Annotated in this window: 11 protein-coding genes; 10 read left to right on the forward strand and 1 reads right to left on the reverse strand. The window is 37.7% G+C overall.

Annotation, left to right across the window (positions count from 1 at the left end; all coding sequences use genetic code 11):
* Positions 1-10 precede the first annotated feature (10 nt).
* The 3 genes from IX38_RS14840 to IX38_RS14850 all read left to right on the forward strand — a co-directional run bounded on the left by IX38_RS14840 (position 11) and on the right by IX38_RS14850 (position 4,051).
* Positions 11-1,129 carry an HlyD family secretion protein gene (locus IX38_RS14840; RefSeq protein ID WP_034706279.1) on the forward strand — a complete coding sequence of 373 codons (1,119 nt, stop codon included), beginning with the start codon at positions 11-13 and terminating at the stop codon, positions 1,127-1,129.
* A 225-nt stretch (positions 1,130-1,354) separates the two neighbouring features.
* Entirely contained in the window at positions 1,355-2,947 is a 1,593-nt protein-coding gene (locus tag IX38_RS14845; protein ID WP_034706280.1) for a transporter, read from the forward strand.
* A gap of 399 nt (positions 2,948-3,346) precedes the next feature.
* Complete coding sequence (locus IX38_RS14850; protein ID WP_034706282.1) at positions 3,347-4,051, forward strand: class I SAM-dependent methyltransferase; 705 nt, start codon at positions 3,347-3,349, stop codon at positions 4,049-4,051.
* A 73-nt stretch (positions 4,052-4,124) separates the two neighbouring features.
* On the opposite strand, the gene metG is transcribed toward IX38_RS14850, so the two are convergent.
* Positions 4,125-6,158, reverse strand: coding sequence for a methionine--tRNA ligase (gene metG, locus IX38_RS14855; RefSeq protein ID WP_034706284.1), 2,034 nt, complete (start codon positions 6,156-6,158; stop codon positions 4,125-4,127).
* Between the two features lie 326 nt (positions 6,159-6,484).
* Between metG and IX38_RS14860 the strand changes: the two genes are divergently transcribed.
* The 7 genes from IX38_RS14860 to IX38_RS14890 all read left to right on the forward strand — a co-directional run bounded on the left by IX38_RS14860 (position 6,485) and on the right by IX38_RS14890 (position 18,244).
* A complete protein-coding gene (locus IX38_RS14860) occupies positions 6,485-9,238 on the forward strand; it encodes a SusC/RagA family TonB-linked outer membrane protein (protein ID WP_034706286.1) in 2,754 nt (917 codons plus the stop codon).
* A gap of 12 nt (positions 9,239-9,250) precedes the next feature.
* A complete protein-coding gene (locus tag IX38_RS14865) occupies positions 9,251-10,852 on the forward strand; it encodes a RagB/SusD family nutrient uptake outer membrane protein (RefSeq protein ID WP_084680287.1) in 1,602 nt (533 codons plus the stop codon).
* Positions 10,853-10,871: 19 nt separating this feature from the next.
* Positions 10,872-11,981, forward strand: a complete 1,110-nt coding sequence (locus IX38_RS14870; RefSeq protein ID WP_084680288.1) for a SusE domain-containing protein — start codon at positions 10,872-10,874, stop codon at positions 11,979-11,981.
* A 73-nt stretch (positions 11,982-12,054) separates the two neighbouring features.
* The gene (locus tag IX38_RS14875) at positions 12,055-14,211 is read left to right on the forward strand and encodes a glycoside hydrolase family 97 protein (RefSeq protein WP_034706288.1); all 2,157 of its coding nucleotides are present in this window, start codon (positions 12,055-12,057) and stop codon (positions 14,209-14,211) included.
* 157 nt (positions 14,212-14,368) lie between these two features.
* Positions 14,369-16,219, forward strand: a complete 1,851-nt coding sequence (locus tag IX38_RS14880) for a glycoside hydrolase family 13 protein (RefSeq protein WP_034706289.1) — start codon at positions 14,369-14,371, stop codon at positions 16,217-16,219.
* Positions 16,220-16,325: 106 nt separating this feature from the next.
* Positions 16,326-16,841 carry a nuclear transport factor 2 family protein gene (locus IX38_RS14885; protein ID WP_034706292.1) on the forward strand — a complete coding sequence of 172 codons (516 nt, stop codon included), beginning with the start codon at positions 16,326-16,328 and terminating at the stop codon, positions 16,839-16,841.
* On the forward strand, positions 16,841-18,244 hold the full coding sequence (locus IX38_RS14890; RefSeq protein WP_034706294.1) for an MFS transporter: 1,404 nt from the start codon (positions 16,841-16,843) through the stop codon (positions 18,242-18,244). Before IX38_RS14885 ends, IX38_RS14890 begins: the two co-directional genes overlap by 1 nt.
* Positions 18,245-18,459 lie beyond the last annotated feature (215 nt).

Consider the following 18,459-nt stretch of genomic DNA (forward strand, 5'->3'; position numbering starts at 1 on the left):
AATCAAGATAATGGAAAACAAGGAACAAACCACTCAAAATACTCAGGTCGCACCGGCACAGTCAGGGGTAGCCGTTAAAAAAAAACAGAATAAAAAGAATAAGATCAGGGCCGTAATTTCTAATATTGGTGTGTTTTTGATCATAGGATTCGGGCTTTTCTGGCTGGTCCGCGAATATTTCCACATCGGAGACAAAACGTATACGGAAGCAGCACAGGTAGAGGAATTCATCAACCCAATTAATACAAGGGTTTCAGCTTATATCAAAGACATAAAATTCATCGAACACCAGAAGGTTAAAAAAGGGGATACCCTGGTTATTCTGGATAAAAATGAATTATTAACCCAGTTAGGCCAGGCGGAAGCTGCTTATCAGAATGCAATGGCACAGAGATCGGCAACCAGTTCGTCTGTTAATACTGTTTCGAACAATGTCAGTGTCATGGAATCTAATATAGCTGGTGCCAAAGCCAGATTATGGAATGCAGAACAGAATTTAAACAGGTATAAAAATCTTCTTGCGGCAGAAGCGGTGACCAGACAGCAATACGATCAGATCAAAACAGAATATGATGCCCAGAAAGCATCGTATGAGACCTTAGTGAATCAGAAACAGTCTGCTAATCTTTCCACAACTGAGGTTAAAAGCAAATTAGGAATTAATGATGCAGAGATCAAAAGAACAAAATCTGCACTGGATATGGCAAAGATCAATCTTTCCTATACGGTGATCACAGCGCCGTATGACGGAATTATGGGACGCAGAACAATCTCTGAAGGCCAATTGATACAGCCGGGCCAGCAGGTAGCCACCATCGTTCTGAACGGTCAGAAATGGGTAACGGCCAATTTCCTGGAAAGCCAGATGCCGAATATTAGGATCGGGGAGAAGATGATGATGACCGCTGATGCTTTGGGAGGAAAGAAATTTGAAGGCGTTGTAACAGCTATTTCCGCGGCGACAGGTTCAAGATATTCAAGTGTTCCTACAGATAATTCCACGGGTAATTTCATTAAAGTACAGCAAAGAATTCCCGTAAGAATAGAATTTACAGCTTCCAACAAAAAAGAAGACCTGGAAAAACTGAGCGCGGGGATGAATATGAATGTGAATATTAATCAGGATTGAAAGATTTAAAAATTTAATGATTGAAAGATTTTAGAAGGGAAACCGGAGGTCAGAAAATGGAAGGTGATGCAGGCGGAAATCACTTCCGGTTCCTCCCGGATAATTTTTAATTTTTCAAACAGAACTTATTTGGAATGCAGAAGTATGCTGACAAAGAGAAACTTCCGTCTCCTATCCTCTGGCTTTAGTCCTTCCTCTAACCTTTAATATCTAATTTCTAAATTCATGTACAACAAAGGATTATATAACGACTGGGTACCCAAACCCGTACAGCTGCTGCTCATCGTACTGCTATTGGCAGTGGTGATGCCGCTTGGCGGGGTGTATACCGGAAACATCAGTTATCTGGTGAACGGTACCGGGGCCATGACAGAATATTTTATGTGGGCGAATTATGCCACAACAATAGGAATGGGAGCCTGTATGCCGATCGTTCTCAGAATGAAGATGAGATTCAAGGTGAGAGATAAAATGACGGTATTGCTTGTTCTTCTGGGAATACTGAGCTATATCAACGGAACTACGATGCAGCCAATGGTTTTCGTATTTACGGCTTTATTTATCGGCTTTTTAAAGATGATGGTGACAATAGAGCTGTTCCTTCCGTTAATGATGATGATTGGGAACAGGGGGATGTTTTACGGGCTGTTTTACACCTTTGTTTTGGTGATGAATCAGGTGGTGGCGTATTATGCAGTAGTAGTTTCCATTAATTATAACTGGCAGCATTTCTATGTAATTGCAGCGGTATTGTGTTTTATCCTTGCCCTGATCCACTGGATCTTTATGCATGATAAGTATTTTGCCTTAAAAGTTCCGCTGCATTATATCGACTGGATGAGTATCATGTTATTCGTTTCTACGTTTATGTTTTCTGCTTATGTATTTTCTTTCGGGAAACAGCAGGACTGGTGGAATTCAAGGAATATTATCAATTCAAGTATGGCTGCTTTTGTAAGCTTTGCTTTGTTGGTGATCCGCCAGTTTACCTTAAAAAGGCCTTATTTATCATTCAAGATCTTTACAAAAAATAATGTGCAGCATGGTCTGTTTATGCTGTTGTGGCTGGGAATGTTCCTGGGAACGACTTCACTTCAGAATATCTTTGCAGTAGGAGTGCTGGGATATGATCAGCTTACGAATGCAGGACTGAATATGCTCATGATTCCCGGAATTATCCTGGCAGGAGTGCTTGCCGTATTCTGGTTCAAAAAAGAAATACCATTGAAAATGTACATCTTCTCGGGGTTTTCGGCGATGATGGGGTATGCATTGATTATGTACTTTTCGATGGTTTTGGAATTCAATTATGAGAACTGGTATCTGCCCATGTTTTTAAAAGGATACGGAATGGGCTCACTGTTCATTTCAGTGTGGTTCTATACCCTGGACAAACTTGAATTGGATAACATGCTGGCTGCCATTGGATTGGTGCTTGTATGGAGAACTTTTCTGGCGGTGGGATTCTTTTCAGCATTGTATTCATGGTTTCAGTACCGTTTCCAGGTAACAGCGGTAGGAGATCTCGCGGTTTATATTGATGGAATGACGGTTACACCCCAGACTTTAGCAGCGAATATGAAATTGCTTCAGCTGAATGCCATTATCATATCCGGCAAAAAGATCTTCGGATATATTATTTTGACAGGTTTCGGAGTATTGCTTTATGTAATGACGCATCATTTCGGAAGGGAGAGATTCCAGTATTTGAGATTCATCAGAGTTCTTGGCGGTAAGTCTGTCATTGCAAGAAGAAGACTCCGCGAAAGAAAAAAAATAATAGAAGAAATAAAAGACGCAGCCGGACCTGCGATATAAAGATACCTTGTTTTTCACGAGTAAGATCCTGGGCTTTACGAAGTCCGGGGTCTTACGTTTTATGGATAGAAACAAGAAATTACAGGCCTTTATTGATTAGTTTTAGCTAAGAGCCTGTTTAAATTCATATTTAATGAAAATAATTATGAAAAATAATTATTAATATTTGTCACGCAGATTAAGGAAATTTCGCAGATCTATTTCAGTTTTAAAAATCTGCATAATCTGTCAAATCAGCGAGATTTTAAAAATTTAAACAGCCTCTAAATTTTAAAAGGACGAATTGTTCCGGAAGTCATCAGAAAGAACGCATTACTGACCATTAAATCAGGGTTTATCTGTATCAACCATCACTTCATCATTCAGAAAACTCTTATCTTTGCACTTTTAAAGACAGCAATGAAAGATTTAATGGGTAAGGCGGTCCGGGATTATTTTCACAACGAAAATCCTGAAGATCTGCAGACAGAAACTTCAATTTCCGAACTGGACGAGCTTCCGGTAGACTATCTTTTCAGAGATTTTGAAGATATGAATGATATTGAGCAGAAAGCGCTGGAGCTTGCTCAGGGAAAAGTGCTGGACATTGGTGCCGGTGCGGGTTCCCATGCTCTGTATCTTCAGAATGAAAGGAATCTGGATATTTTGGCACTGGATATTTCACCAAAATCTATTGAGGTTTGTCAATTAAGAGGTGTTCAAAAAACAATCTGCACAAATATTCTTGATTTTTCAGGCGATGCTTTCGATACTGTTTTACTCCTGATGAATGGGACAGGAATTTTTGAAAGCTTAACGAAAATTGATGCTTATCTTAAAAAATTATATTCTTTATTAAATGAAAACGGTCAGATTTTAATTGACAGTACAGATATTTTATATATGTTCGATCGCGATGAAGACGGCGGAGTTTTAATTCCAGCAGGCGGATATTACGGTGAATTGGATTATATTGTTCATTACAAAGGTGAGTCGGAAGATCCTATAAAATGGCTGTATCTCGATTTTGATACATTAAAAAATGCAGCAGAAAATAATGGTTTTGCGATTGAAAAAGTTTTGCAGGATGAAGATTCTTATCTGGCAAAACTTATGAAGAAATAACTGTCTGTTCGCAATAAAAAACAAAAAGACGCATAAATCATGCGTCTTTTCTTATATCTGAAATGTTGAAAAATTATCCTATTTCAATACCGTTTTCCACGGTTTCATCAGGAGTTACAAAAGATAACTTTCCGTCTGCTTTTGTGGTTAATAATAACATTCCCTGAGATTCAATTCCTCTGATTTTTCTTGGAGCAAGATTTAATAAGATCATTACCTGCTTTCCGATCACCTCTTCCGGAGTGAAGCTTTCTGCAACCCCTGAAACAACCGTTCTTACGTCTACACCTGTATCTACTTTAAGTTTTAGCAGCTTATCAGCTTTTTCTACTTTTTCAGCTTCTAAAATGGTAGCCGTTCTCAGGTCGATTTTCGTAAAATCATCAAAAGAGATTTCTTCTTTCATAGGATTTGCGTTAGGGTTTGTCTTTTTATTGTTTTGTTTTGTATTTTCCAGTTTCTGGATTTGGGCTTCGATTACTTCGTCTTCAATTTTTGAGAAAAGAAGGGATGATTCGTTGATTTTATGTCCAGTTTCAATTAAAACAGATTTTGTTTCAACATCGCTCCAGTTTGATTTTTCAACATTGAACATATTCAATAGCTTTTCAGAGCTGAAAGGCATAAACGGTTCACATAACTGAGCTAAAGCAACAGCAATCTGAGATCCTACAAATAAAGATTGTGCCGCTTTTGCAGGATTATCTTTAATTGTTTTCCAGGGTTCTTCCGTTTGAAGATATTGATTTCCGAAACGAGCCAGATTCATTAAAGCCGTTAAAGAATTTCTGAATTCATAATTTTCCAGGAATCCTGAAATTTCTTTTGCCGACTTATTAATTTCTTTTAATTCAGGCGAATTCACATCACCCTGAGGAATTACACCGTCATAATATTTATGAACTAAAACCGCAACTCTGTTGATGAAATTTCCAAAAATCCCAACCAATTCAGAATTATTTTTAGTCTGAAAATCCTTCCACGTAAAATTATTATCTTTTGTTTCCGGAGCAGAAGATAATAAAGCATATCTCAGTACATCTTGCTGTCCCGGAAAATCTTCAACATATTCGTGTGCCCAGACTGCCCAGTTTCTTGACGTTGAAATTTTATCGTTTTCAAGATTTAAAAATTCAAAAGCAGGAACATTTTTCGGCATGATATAATCTCCGTGAGCCTTCATCATGGCAGGGAAAATAATACAGTGAAAAACAATATTATCCTTTCCGATAAAATGAACCAGGTCACTCTCTTCGCTTTGCCAGTAATCTTTCCAGTCTTTTCCGTTTTTCTCTGCCCATTCTTTGGTGAACGAAATATATCCAATTGGCGCGTCAAACCAAACGTAAAGTACTTTCCCTTCAGCATTCGGAAGCGGAACAGGAACTCCCCAGTTCAGGTCTCTGGTCATGGCACGAGGCTTCAAACCATCATTTAACCACGATTTAACCTGCCCGTAAACGTTGGGTTTCCAGTCATCCTTATGACCTTCAATGATCCATTCGTTCAGGAAGTCTTCGTATTCATTTAATGGCAAATACCAGTTTTTTGTTTCTTTTAAAATAGGAACATTTCCGCTCAACATTGATTTAGGATTGATCAGTTCTGACGGTGAAAGGGTAGAGCCACATCTCTCGCACTGATCTCCGTAAGCGTTTTCGTTACCGCAATTCGGGCACGTTCCTACGATATATCTATCGGCTAAAAACTCATTGGCCTGTTCATCAAAATATTGCTCAGAAACTTCTTCCGTGAATTTTCCTTTATCATGAAGGGTTCTAAAGAAGTCCTGACTTGTTGCATAATGTTTTTTAGAAGTCGTTCTCGAATATTCATCGAAAGAAATCCCCAAATCTGAAAAAGATTTTTTAATGACCTCATGATATTGATCTACAATATTTTGTGGAGTAACTCCTTCTTTTTTGGCTCTTATGGTAATAGGAATTCCGTGCTCATCTGAACCACAGATAAACGCGACATCTTTTCCTGATCTTCTCTGAAATCTTGCGTAAACATCCGCAGGAATATAAACACCTGCCAAATGCCCTATATGAACCGGTCCGTTTGCATAAGGCAAAGCTGCCGTAATCATTTTTCTGTTTGACATTTATAGTAAAGTTTTAAGTACAAAGATAAGAATTATCTCACGAAAGTGTCTCATATCCGGTTATAATAACTTTATAAGACGGTATGAAAGGCTGAGACATTATATCCGGTTAAGCATTTGTTTAACTTTTCGTCAGTTTTCTCAATATGCTATGTTTCGCATATGTTAACGTAATGTTATGAAAAACAGACGTTTGGTTAATAACAGAGCTATAATTTACGTAAAATTATCTAAAATTTCGATAATATTATATTAATTCTGATTTTTTTTTAAATTGCAAGGCTGGTTGTACAGCACTTAAAAAAACGAAACTAAAAAATGATATTGTGAAAAATTTTACAACGGTACTAAAAATTGCTCCCGCTTTTTTATTGGCCAGTTCAATAATGCATGCGCAGGACTCTATAACCAAAGAAAAGAAAATAGAGGAAGTTGTATTGATCGGATACGGTAAGCAGAAAAAGTCTGATCTTACAGGTTCCATTACTTCTGTTAGTGCAAAAGACTTCAACGGAGGGGCCACTTCTGCAGGTCAGCTGATTCAGGGCAAAACACCTGGTGTACAGATCACCAACAACAGTGGTGCTCCGGGATCAGGAACCAAAATCAGGATCAGAGGAACATCTTCTTTAAGTGGTGAAAACTCTCCATTGATTGTTATTGACGGAGTTCCTCAGGATTTTGTAGGAATGAATGGGGTTTCCGATCCCCTATCCCTGATCAATCCCAATGATATTGAAACATTTGATATTCTGAAGGATGCTTCCGCTACCGCTATCTATGGTAACAGAGCTTCCAACGGGGTTATCCTGATTACAACCAAAAAAGGAAGTGCAGGAAAGTTTAAGGTAAATTTCTCAACGGTGACCTCGGTTTCTACCAAAATGGGAAATGTAGATGTACTGACAGCACAGGAGTTTAGAGACTTTGTTAATACCTATGCACCGGCAAACTATAAAACTAAACTTGGAAATGCAGATACTAACTGGCAGGACAAAATATACCAGGCAGCATGGGGAACAGACAATAACGTAGCTCTCTCAGGAGGTATCAAAGGTTTGCCTTACCGTTTATCATTAGGGTATAATGAGCAGAATGGTATTGTAAGATCAAATTCTTTCCGCAGAACCTCAGTAGGCTTGAACTTAAATCCTAAATTTTTAGATAATCATTTATCAGTAAATGTGAATGCAAAGGGAACTTTTACAGATAACAGATTTGTAGACAGCGGAGTCATCAAAGCCGCTACTTATTTTGATCCTACACAGCCTGTGTATTCAGGGAATTCCAACTACGGAGGATATTATGAATGGTTGGATTCAGGATCAGCAACAGGATATAATGTGAATGCCAATACCAATCCTCTTGGATTAATTAACGGTGTACGAGATGTATCATCTGTGACGAGAGGATTGGGAAATATTCAGTTAGATTATAAACTCCACTTTCTTCCTGATCTGCATTTTAACGTAAATGCAGGTTATGATTACACAAAAAGTGAAGGACATAAATTTAAAGATGCAATTTACAGACCTGGTTATGGCGATAAGGGAAGTTCGAATTTCTACTCGATGGAAAAGAAAAACAAACTCTTGGAAACCTACTTTAATTATGTTAAAAATATAAGTGCAATCAATACTGGTGTTGACATTACAGCAGGATATGCTTATCAGGATTTCCGTTTGAATATTCCAGGAGCTATTACCTATAAAGGGACCGGAATCAATGCGCAGGACCTGAATTTTGAAACACAAAACACACTGGTCTCTTTTTATGGAAGAGCAATTTTTACGGTAGCCAACAAATACATTATTTCAGGATCTGCACGTAGAGACGGTTCTTCCAGATTCTTTAACGGGACAAGAGATAATGTGTGGGGTGTCTTTCCAGGGGTTTCTTTAGCCTGGAAGCTTAACGAAGAAAATTTCATCAAAAATATTTCCGCAATCAGTACGTTGAAACTGAGGGTAGGATGGGGGAAAACAGGACAGCAGGAGCTTCCTGCACTGGGAGTTAATGGAAATAAGCCCAATAATTATCCTGCGTTTGCCTCGTACAATCCTAGTTATCCGGGAGCTGGCTATCAATTTGGGAATGAGTACTATTTTATGTTCAGACCTGCTAATTATAATCCTAATCTTACCTGGGAGACAACCACTACGAAAAATATAGGATTGGATTTTGGTTTTGTTCAAAGTAGAATTACCGGATCTATCGACCTTTTCCGAAAAGACACTAAGGATCTATTGGTATATGCTGATGAAGCGGCTGGAGGCTTAAGTAATGCCAGCTGGCAGAACGTAGGAGATATGAAGAATGAAGGTATTGAAGGAAGTATCACCGTAATTCCTGTTAAAAATGAAAAAACTACATGGGAAGTAAGCTTTAATGCAACCCATTACAAACCAATTGTAACTAAATTGAAAGACAGAGCAGATGAATCATTCAATATGGAAGTTGGCGGTATTGAGGGAGGTGCCGGAAACAGGATTCAGGCAAATGCTGTGGGATATGCTCCCAATTCATTCTGGGTGTATCAGCAGGTATATGATACTAACGGAAAGCCTGTAGACGGAGCGTTTGTAGACAGAAATTCAGATGGCGTAATCAATACAAAAGATATGTACTATTACAAGTCCACTACTCCGGATATGATTTTAGGTTTTTCCACTAAAGTATCTCATAAAAACTGGGATTTTGCGCTTAGTGCAAGAGCAGTAATAGGAAACTATGTTTATAACAATATGGCATCCAATAGCTCCTTACAGTCTTCTTCTAGCAATGAATATCTTCAAAATGTATTCTCCACTGCTCCGGAATATAAATTCTCTTTACCTCAATATAAATCAGATATTTATGTTGAAAATGCTTCGTTCCTAAGATTGGATAATATCAATATTGGCTATAATTTCGGGGAAATTTTCTCTAAAGGAAGCAATCTGAAAGTATACGGTATGGCTCAGAACGTTTTTGTAGTTACCAAATATACAGGAGTAGATCCTGAAGTTTTTGGAAATATAGACAACGGATATTATCAGATGCCTAGAATATATTCTTTAGGCTTTAATTTTCAATTTTAAATAATAATTGCGATGAAACTAAATACAATCAAACTTAAAAATATAGTACTGCCTCTTTCTGCCGCATTTTTACTGACTACAGCGTCATGCGTTAATGATTTGGAAAGAGAACCAATAACAGATGTTACTTCTGCAAGTATCTATAAGGATTTTTCAAACTATAAAAATATTTTAGCAAAACTTTATGGAGGTCTTGCTATGGGGGGACAGATAAGTGGGGATGGTGATCAGCCGGATAGTGATATTAATGGGATTAACGGAGGTTTTTCACAATATACAAGGTTATTATATACCCTTAATGTAATCACTACCGATGAAGCTGTAATAGGCTGGAATGATGGAAACCTGCATACGCTTCATAAAATGACATGGGATGCTTCCAATGAATTTATTGCAGCCATGTATTACAGAGTTTACACGGAAATTGCTTTTTGTAATGAATTCCTGAGAAATGTTACAGACGAAAAATTAGCTGCAAATAATATTACCGGAGATAACCTTGTTCAGGCAAAATTAATGAGAGCAGAAGCCCGTTTCCTGAGAGCACAATCCTATTACCATGCTATAGATATGTTCGGGAATGTTCCTTTTGTAGATGAAACCTATCTTCCGGGATCAGCAAATCCACCACAGAGAATAGACAGAAAATCATTATTTAATTTTATTGAATCTGAATTGGTTGCGGTAGCAGCAGAGTTGAAAGATCCTAAAACCAATGAGTATGGAAGAGCAGATAAAGCGGCTGCATGGTCATTATTGGCAAAATTATATTTAAATGCAGAAGTATATACAGGAACACAGAGAAATACCGATTGTATTACTTACTGTAACAAAGTAATTGCGGCAGGCTATTCTTTAAAGCCAAAATATGATGATCTGTTTCTTGCTGATAATAATATAAGTAATCCTGAACAAATCCTAAGTGTAAATTTTGACGGGATCAATACTCAGACCAATGGCGGAACAACCTATTTGGTACACGCAGCAGTAGGCGGAGGTATGAAGGCTTCTGATTTTGGAATCAACGGAGGCTGGAGTGGTATCAGAACTACCAAGGCATTTGTAAACCTGTTTCCAATTAATGGAACTGATAAAAGAGGAAGATTTTTTACAGCAGGACAGAATTTGGAAATTAATGATCTCGGATCTTTTACTGATGGTTATGCATTTATCAAATATAAAAATGTTAAAAGTACCGGAACAGTTGGTGCACATGACAACTGGGTAGAAGCTGATATTCCTCTATACCGATTGGCAGATATCTATCTGATGTATGCTGAAGCCGTTCTTAGAGGCGGTGGCGGTGGTAGCCAGGCGACGGCAGTCACTTACGTTAATCAGTTAAGAGAACGTGCTTACGGTAATACAAGTGGAAATGTAACCTCAATAAATCTGAATTTCATTTTAGATGAAAGAGCAAGAGAACTGTCTTGGGAAACAACCAGAAGATCAGATCTAGTCCGTTTCAACAAGTATACCACAGGAGATTACCTATGGCCATGGAAAGGAAATGTAAAAGATGGAAAAGCTGTAGAAAGCTATAGAAATCTTTTCCCTATTCCAAATAAAGATATTATAGCCAATCCTAATCTGATTCAGAATCCTGGTTACTAACTTTTAATACTGTTAAAAAATGAAAAATTTATTTAAAATACTAGCTGTAGCTTGCATCGGGGTATTGATGGTTTCCTGCGAAAAAGATGAAGATCAGGCGGTTATTAATGAAACAGCCACCGGTAAAATTTCTTCCGACAAAAACACAATAATTCTTAATGAGCTCATTGCCAACGATGCTGTAATCAATTTTACATGGACAAAGCCGACGTTTAATATTGCTGTAGTTCCAAGTCAGGAAATAGAATTTGGAATCAAGGGAGACAATTTTAAAAAAACTGCTGCTGTCAATTTTTCCAATGATGTAAAATCGGTAGCGGTTACCCATGCAGCAATGAATGCAGCAATGTTCAATATTGGAGCAGTGCCGGATGTTGTAAATGATATTGAAGCAAGACTAAAAACATCAGTAGGATCAGCAGCTTTCTATTCAAATGTTATAGCACTTAAAGTAACACCTTATACTCCAAACCCGGATTTAGTCTATCCTAAAATCAATGTACCTGGAAGTTATGCAGGAGCAGCGGGCTATGCAGATTGGACTCCGGGAAATTCTCCAAATTTATTCTCACCTGCTAAAAACGATCAGTACAGAGGATTTATTTATGTAACAGCACCTAACAGCGAGTATAAATTCACCATCAATCAGGATTGGGCAGGCGATAAAGGAGACGACGGAACTTTCACAGGAAAGTTATTAGAAACAGGAGAAGTGAATGTAAAAGCGGCAACAGCAGGAACATACTATGTTAAAGTGGATTGGGCTGCCAATACCTATTCCTCAGTTCTTGCCAAATTTGGGGTTATTGGAGATGCTACTCCTACTGGATGGAACTCAGATACAGATTTTGTATATAATCCGGCTACCAAAACTTATGTGATCAATTCCATTATGCTGAACAGTACAGGACTGTTTAAATTCAGGGCAAACGATGACTGGGCATTGAAATTCCAGCCTAAAAAAGATGATCAGACTCTGGTTTCAGGAAAAGCTGTGCAAAGCTACTTCAATGCTGAAAATACAGTAGATGGTGATCCGGGCTATAAAGTATCTGAAGCAGGAAATTATAAAATAGAATTGGATTTGCATAATTCAGCATATTACAAGCTGACTATTACAAAGTTGTAAGACATAAAATAATTTGATAAAGTGTTGCTTTACCGCAGCACTTTATCTATTTTTAAGTTTATAAATAATCATTATGAAGAAAATTACAGTTGGAGCACTTTTGCTCTCAATGATGTTTGTAGGTGTACATGCACAGTCTTTGAAATCACCGGATGGGAAGTTTGAAATGAATTTCCAGCTGAAACAGGGAGTACCTTATTACAATCTGAAATATAATGGTGCTGTAGTGGTAGAAGATTCTAAGTTAGGATTAAGATTATTTAAAGACTCAGCCATCAAATTTGCTTCCGAAATTGCGAAAGCTGAAGATGCAAAATTTGACCTGAACAAAGGGTTCACGAAAACAGATGAAAAACGTGACTCCAAAAACGAAACCTGGCAGCCGGTGCTCGGGGAAAAGAAAAACTATATCAATCATTACAATGAACTGGCGGTTACCCTTGATCAGGCTTCTACAAGCAGAAGTATTGTTGTAAAATTCAGGCTTTTTAATGATGGTCTTGGGTTCAGATATGAATTTCCGCAGCAGAAAAACCTGAATTATTTCGTGATCAGAGAAGAAGATTCCGAAATCGACTTTCCTACGGACATGAAAGCATGGTGGATTGTTGCAGACTATGATTCCCAGGAATACCAATACCAGGAAACGAAGATCTCTGAAATTCCTTCCCAATGGGATAAAGCATTCGATGCCAATGCCTCACAGGCTCTCGTTAAAAATGCTGTACAGTCTCCATTGATGCTTAAAAAAGAAGGTAAAGATCCTTTGTATGTTAATGTTGCAGAAGCAGCTGTTTTAGATTATCCCGCTTCCCATCTTGAAGTGGATGCTCAGAATTTTAAATTCAAAACACACCTTACTGCAGACAGGCAGGGAGCAAAAGGATATATCCAAACCCCTTCAGTAACGCCATGGAGAACCATTATCGTTTCCCCGAAAGCAGAAGAGGTGATGGAATCCAAAATGATCTTTAATCTTAATGAACCTACAAAATATAAAGACACTTCCTATATTCACCCTACAAAATATATGGGGGTATGGTGGGAAATGATCATCGGGAAATCCCAGTGGGCTTATTCTACCGCGGAAAATGTACATCTGGACAAAACAGATTTCTCAAAACTTACCCCGAACGGAAAACACGCTGCTAACAATACAAAAGTTAAAGAATATATTGATTTCGCGGCTGAAAACGGTTTTCAGGGTCTTTTAATTGAAGGCTGGAATATCGGTTGGGAAGACTGGTTCGGTCATTCCAAAGAATTTGTTTTCGATTTCATTACACCTTATCCTGATTTTGACATTAAAATGTTAAATGAATATGCTCATTCTAAAGGAATTAAGCTCATCATGCACCACGAAACTTCGGGTTCTGCAACGAACTATGAAAGATGGGCAGACAAAGCATTCCAATTGATGAACAAATACGGTTACGATGCAGTTAAAACAGGTTATGTTGGAGACATCATTCCAAGAGGAGAGCATCATTATTCTCAATGGACAATCAATCATTTCTACAGAATTGCTGAAAAAGCAAATGAGTATAAAATCATGGTCAATTCTCACGAATCTGTGCGTCCGACGGGAGAAAGCCGTACCTATCCGAACTACATTTCTGCAGAAGCAGCCAGAGGAACGGAGTATGAAGCATTCGGGGGAAATAAACCCGATCACCAGACCGTTCTTCCGTTCACAAGATGGATGGGTGGTTCTATGGATTATACGCCGGGAATTTTCCAGACCAAATTAGACTATTATTTCCCTGGAGATAAGCGTTTCGTGAAAACTACACTTGCCAAACAGCTTGCTTTATATGTAACCATGTACATGCCTCTCCAGATGGCGGCAGATCTTCCTGAAAACTATAAAAAGCACATGGATGCTTTCCAGTTTATCAAAGATGTGGCAGCTGACTGGGACGATACAAAAATTTTATCGGCAGAACCCGGAGATTATGTCATCACAGCCAGAAAAGCGAAAGGGACTGACAATTGGTTTGTAGGAGGTATTACCGATGAAAATAAACGTGAATATACCGTAGATTTCTCTTTCTTAGATAAAGGCAAAAAATATGAGATCACCGTTTACGAAGATGGAAAAGATGCAGATTATATCGACAATCCTCAAAGCTATAACATCTACAAAAAGGAGATCACAAGCAAGTCTAAAATTAATTTTAAAATGGTAAGAAGCGGCGGTTTCGCTGTTTCTATTAAACCTGTAAAATAATTTTGTTTTGAATCTCTATTAAGTCAGTACAAATCAATAGGAGTAGGCTTTAGCCCACTTTAGAATAAACGAAATGTAGAACAGCTTTAGCCAAAACTTATAAGACCTTACAGATAAAGCTTTTCTGTAAGGTTTTTAAATCAGAATACAATTACAAATGAAAAAAATATACACAATTTTTGCCCTTTCAGCAGCTTCTGTCGCTTTTTCCCAGATTCAGAAAGTAGAACCTGCCTTTTGGTGGAAAGGAATGAAAAATCCTGAGCTTCAGATTTTAGTATACGGAAAAAATATCGCCGGTAATGACATTGAGCTTTCAGACGGAATCAAAGTGAAAAATATTCAGAAAGTTGAAAATCCAAACTATGTTTTTCTTACGGTAAACACAAGTGAGATCAATGTTCCGAAATTTAAAATCAATATCAAAAATAAAAACAAAATCATTGATTCTTATCCTTACGAACTGAAACAGAGAAATGCAAATTCTGCCGGTCGAAAAGGATTTAGCAGTTCAGATGTGATTTATCTTGTTGTTCCGGATCGTTTTGCGAACGGAAATCCTAAAAATGATAGCCAGCCCGATGTTTTTGAAAAAGCCGACAGAAATTTTGACGGTGGAAGACACGGCGGAGATTTACAGGGGATTATTCAGAATCTGGATTATATAAAAGAACTGGGGGCTACCACATTTTGGTCGACTCCATTAACTGAGGATAATGAGAAAACCTATTCTTACCACGGCTATGCCTCAAGTGATTTATATAAAATAGATTCACGTTTTGGGACCAATGAAGATTTTTTCCGTCTTTCCGATGAGCTTCACAAAAGAGATATGAAGCTCATTATGGATTTTGTCCCGAACCATTGGGGGCTGCATCATTGGATGATACAGGATCTGCCTTCCAAAGACTGGATTCATTACTGGAATGATGGTGAAAAAGGATTCAAAAGAAGCAATTACAGACAGGCTGCACATTTTGATCCCAATGCATCAAAATCAGATATAGAAGGATGTGTCAATGGCTGGTTCGATACTACGATGCCGGATATGAATGACAGTAATCCATTAGTAGTCAATTATTTGGTTCAAAATGCAATTTGGTGGACGGAAGCTGCCAATCTCGACGGAATCCGTGTTGATACCTATCCGTATAATAACCGTGAAGGCGTTACCCAATGGACAAAACGTGTAATGAATGAATATCCTGGTTTTAATATCGTAGGAGAAACACTGATGCACAGTCCTGCTCATATTGCCTATTGGCAGAAAGACAGTAAAGTTGGAGCGATTGAAGGATTCAATTCATATTTACCTTCTGTCATGGATTTTCCGTTACACGATATCATGGCAACTGCAGTTAACGAATCAAAAGAAGAATGGGATAAAGGACTCGTGAGAGTTTATGATGTGCTGACCAACGATTTTTTATACCCCGATATCAATAACCTCTTGATTTTAGTAGGAAACCATGATGTCAATAGGATAAATGATGCCTTTAAAGGTGATATTGGAAAGTATAAACTTGTGCTTTCAATGATTGCCACAATGAGAGGAATTCCACAAATTTATTACGGAGACGAAATAGGAATGCAGGGCAGCAAAACAGTTGGAGACGGAGATATCCGCAGAGATTTTCCCGGAGGATGGAAAGACGATAAGCAAAATGCCTTTACCGAAAGCGGCAGAACAGGTGTTCAGAAAGATTATTTTGATTTTACAAAAAAACTTTTGAACTGGAGAAAAAATAAACCTGTTATTCATACCGGAAAAACAAAGCATTTTGCACCCGAAAATAATGTATATGTCTATTTCCGCTACAATGAAAAAGAGAGTGTGATGGTGGTAATTAACAATAATGAAAAAGAACAGTCTTTAGATTTAAAACGTTTTGCTGAATCTTTGAGTAACATAAAAAAAGGAAAAGATATCATTTCAGGAAAAGAACTGACTTTACAAAATAGTTTGACAATACCCTCAAAAACTTCGATGGTTATCGAATTAAAATAAACAGCACACATACTTCTCCTTTGAAATTTGCTGAGTGAAATGCCTTTGCGAACTTAAAAAAGCTTAGTAGTAAAAAGAAAAACTTTGCGTTAAAATTAATTTAAACATGAAAAAAACTACAATATTATTTACCTTCATCTTATTTGTATGGAGCTTTACAACCCTATCAGCTCAGTCAAAATTTGAAAAAGAAAAAACAGAAATCAGCAAAATGCTGGATGATTTCAATATCGCTGCCGCCAAAGCTGATTTTACGGCTTATTTTAATTTTTATGCCGACGAATCCACATTTATAGGAACAGATGCCACAGAAGTTTGGGATAAAAAAGCTTTTATGGTTTGGGCAAAACCTTATTTTGATAAAAAGAAAACCTGGAATTTCACTTCCCTTAAAAGAAATATCTATTTCAGCAAAGACGGAAAACTGGCCTGGTTTGACGAATTATTGGATACTCAAATGAAAATCTGTCGCGGTTCAGGGGTCGTTGAAAAAATCAGCGGAGTTTGGAAAGTGAAGCAGTATGTTCTTTCTGTAACCGTTCCCAATGAAATTGTGGATAAAGTGGTTGTGGAAAAAACTAAGATTGAAGATGTATTAATCGAAAAATTAAGATCAGAATAATGGAGCCGTCACACAGTTCACTTTCAGGAAGAAAAAAACCGAATCTTTCTATGGCCCAGATCATTAATATGAGCATGGGATTTTTGGGAATCCAGATGGCTTTCGGTTTACAAAACGGAAATGCGAGTAGGATTTTAGCTAATTTCGGAGCAGATGTGCACGAATTATCATGGTTTTGGCTGGTTGCTCCAATTACAGGTTTGATTGTTCAGCCGATCATTGGTCATATGGGCGACCACACCTGGAGTCCGCTTGGCAGAAGAAAGCCTTATTTTCTAATTGGTGCAGTTTTGTGCGCGATTGGTTTGGTTATGCTTCCAAATGCAGCTTCTGCAACCCAAATGATGGCGGCCAATGTGTTATTGTTGGCGGTAATTTTTCTGGCCATGATGGATGCTTCCATCAATGTTGCAATGGAACCTTTCCGTGCTTTGGTGGGAGATATGCTTCCAAAACATCAGGCAACAATCGGGTTTTCCGTTCAGACTATTTTAATAGGAATCGGGGCAGTTATCGGTTCTGATTTACCGAATTGGTTAACAAAATGGGGCGTTTCAAACGTTGCTCCAAAAGGCTTTGTGGCAGATAATGTAATTTATGCCTTTTACATCGGCGCGGCGGTTTTAATTTTATCAATTTTATACACAATTATCACCACCAAGGAATATTCACCGGAAGAATTTGCCTCGTTTGAAGGCGGAAAACCAATCGTAAAAAATGAATCGAAATTCTCAGATATTTTTAAAGATTTTAAAAATGCTCCTTCTCAAATGAAGAAATTGGGAATTGTACAGTTTTTTTCCTGGTTTGCTTTGTTTACGATGTGGGTTTTTACGACAAGTGCTTTGGCGACTCATCATTTCATGCTTTCGCCTGATGATACACATTCCGCAGAGTTTAATAAAGCTGGAGATTTAACGGGAAGTTTATTCGGAAGCTATAATTTCTACGCCATTTTCTTTGCTTTTGCTTTGACGCCGATTGCTAAATTTATAGGTAAAAAACAAACGCACGCATTAGCTTTAACTTGTGGCGGATTGGGCTTGATTTCAATGTATTTCATTAAAGATATCAACAATCTCTGGATTTCAATGGTCGGCTTGGGTTTTGCCTGGGCAAGCATTTTAGCAATGCCTTATGCGATGCTAATTGACTCGATTCCGCAAAGGAAAATGGGAGTTTATATGGGGATTTTCAACTTTTTTATTGTCATTCCACAAATTATTAACGGAATTTTCGGCGGTCCGATCGTAAGCAATATTTTCGGAAATCAGGCAATGGATTATGTAGTGGTCGGTGGTGTTTGTATGCTGATCGGAGCAGTCGTTACCATGATTTTCATTAAATCAGAAGACGAAACACCGAAAGAAATCGAAGAGGAAATTCAGCAGGTACATTTTTAATTTTTAGGAATTAGGGTTTTGATAATACTCAAAATTCCCCTTCTTGAAGAATTAATAGAATCAATACTAAAAATTCATTAAGATTAACCAAAATTTTTAAACATCAATAGGAGCGGGCTTTAGCCCGCTTTTTCATGAATCCCAACGAAGGCTTTAGCCCAAACTCATATATCAAATTTCATATTATTTACGATACCATTTTTCAATATCTATTC

Origin of the sequence: Chryseobacterium luteum (genome assembly GCF_000737785.1) — a bacterium.
In the GTDB taxonomy this organism is placed as follows: Bacteria; Bacteroidota; Bacteroidia; order Flavobacteriales; family Weeksellaceae; genus Chryseobacterium; species Chryseobacterium luteum.

What these genes read in the sequence shown, in the direction of transcription:
- IX38_RS14840 (WP_034706279.1), top strand. Translation starts at nt 11, where the DNA reads ATGGAAAACAAGGAACAAACCACTCAAAATACTCAGGTCGCACCGGCA.
- IX38_RS14870 (WP_084680288.1), top strand. Translation starts at nt 10,872, where the DNA reads ATGAAAAATTTATTTAAAATACTAGCTGTAGCTTGCATCGGGGTATTG.
- IX38_RS14845 (WP_034706280.1), top strand. Translation starts at nt 1,355, where the DNA reads ATGTACAACAAAGGATTATATAACGACTGGGTACCCAAACCCGTACAG.
- metG (WP_034706284.1), bottom strand. Translation starts at nt 6,158, where the DNA reads ATGTCAAACAGAAAAATGATTACGGCAGCTTTGCCTTATGCAAACGGA.
- IX38_RS14865 (WP_084680287.1), top strand. Translation starts at nt 9,251, where the DNA reads ATGAAACTAAATACAATCAAACTTAAAAATATAGTACTGCCTCTTTCT.
- IX38_RS14885 (WP_034706292.1), top strand. Translation starts at nt 16,326, where the DNA reads ATGAAAAAAACTACAATATTATTTACCTTCATCTTATTTGTATGGAGC.
- IX38_RS14850 (WP_034706282.1), top strand. Translation starts at nt 3,347, where the DNA reads ATGAAAGATTTAATGGGTAAGGCGGTCCGGGATTATTTTCACAACGAA.
- IX38_RS14875 (WP_034706288.1), top strand. Translation starts at nt 12,055, where the DNA reads ATGAAGAAAATTACAGTTGGAGCACTTTTGCTCTCAATGATGTTTGTA.
- IX38_RS14880 (WP_034706289.1), top strand. Translation starts at nt 14,369, where the DNA reads ATGAAAAAAATATACACAATTTTTGCCCTTTCAGCAGCTTCTGTCGCT.
- IX38_RS14890 (WP_034706294.1), top strand. Translation starts at nt 16,841, where the DNA reads ATGGAGCCGTCACACAGTTCACTTTCAGGAAGAAAAAAACCGAATCTT.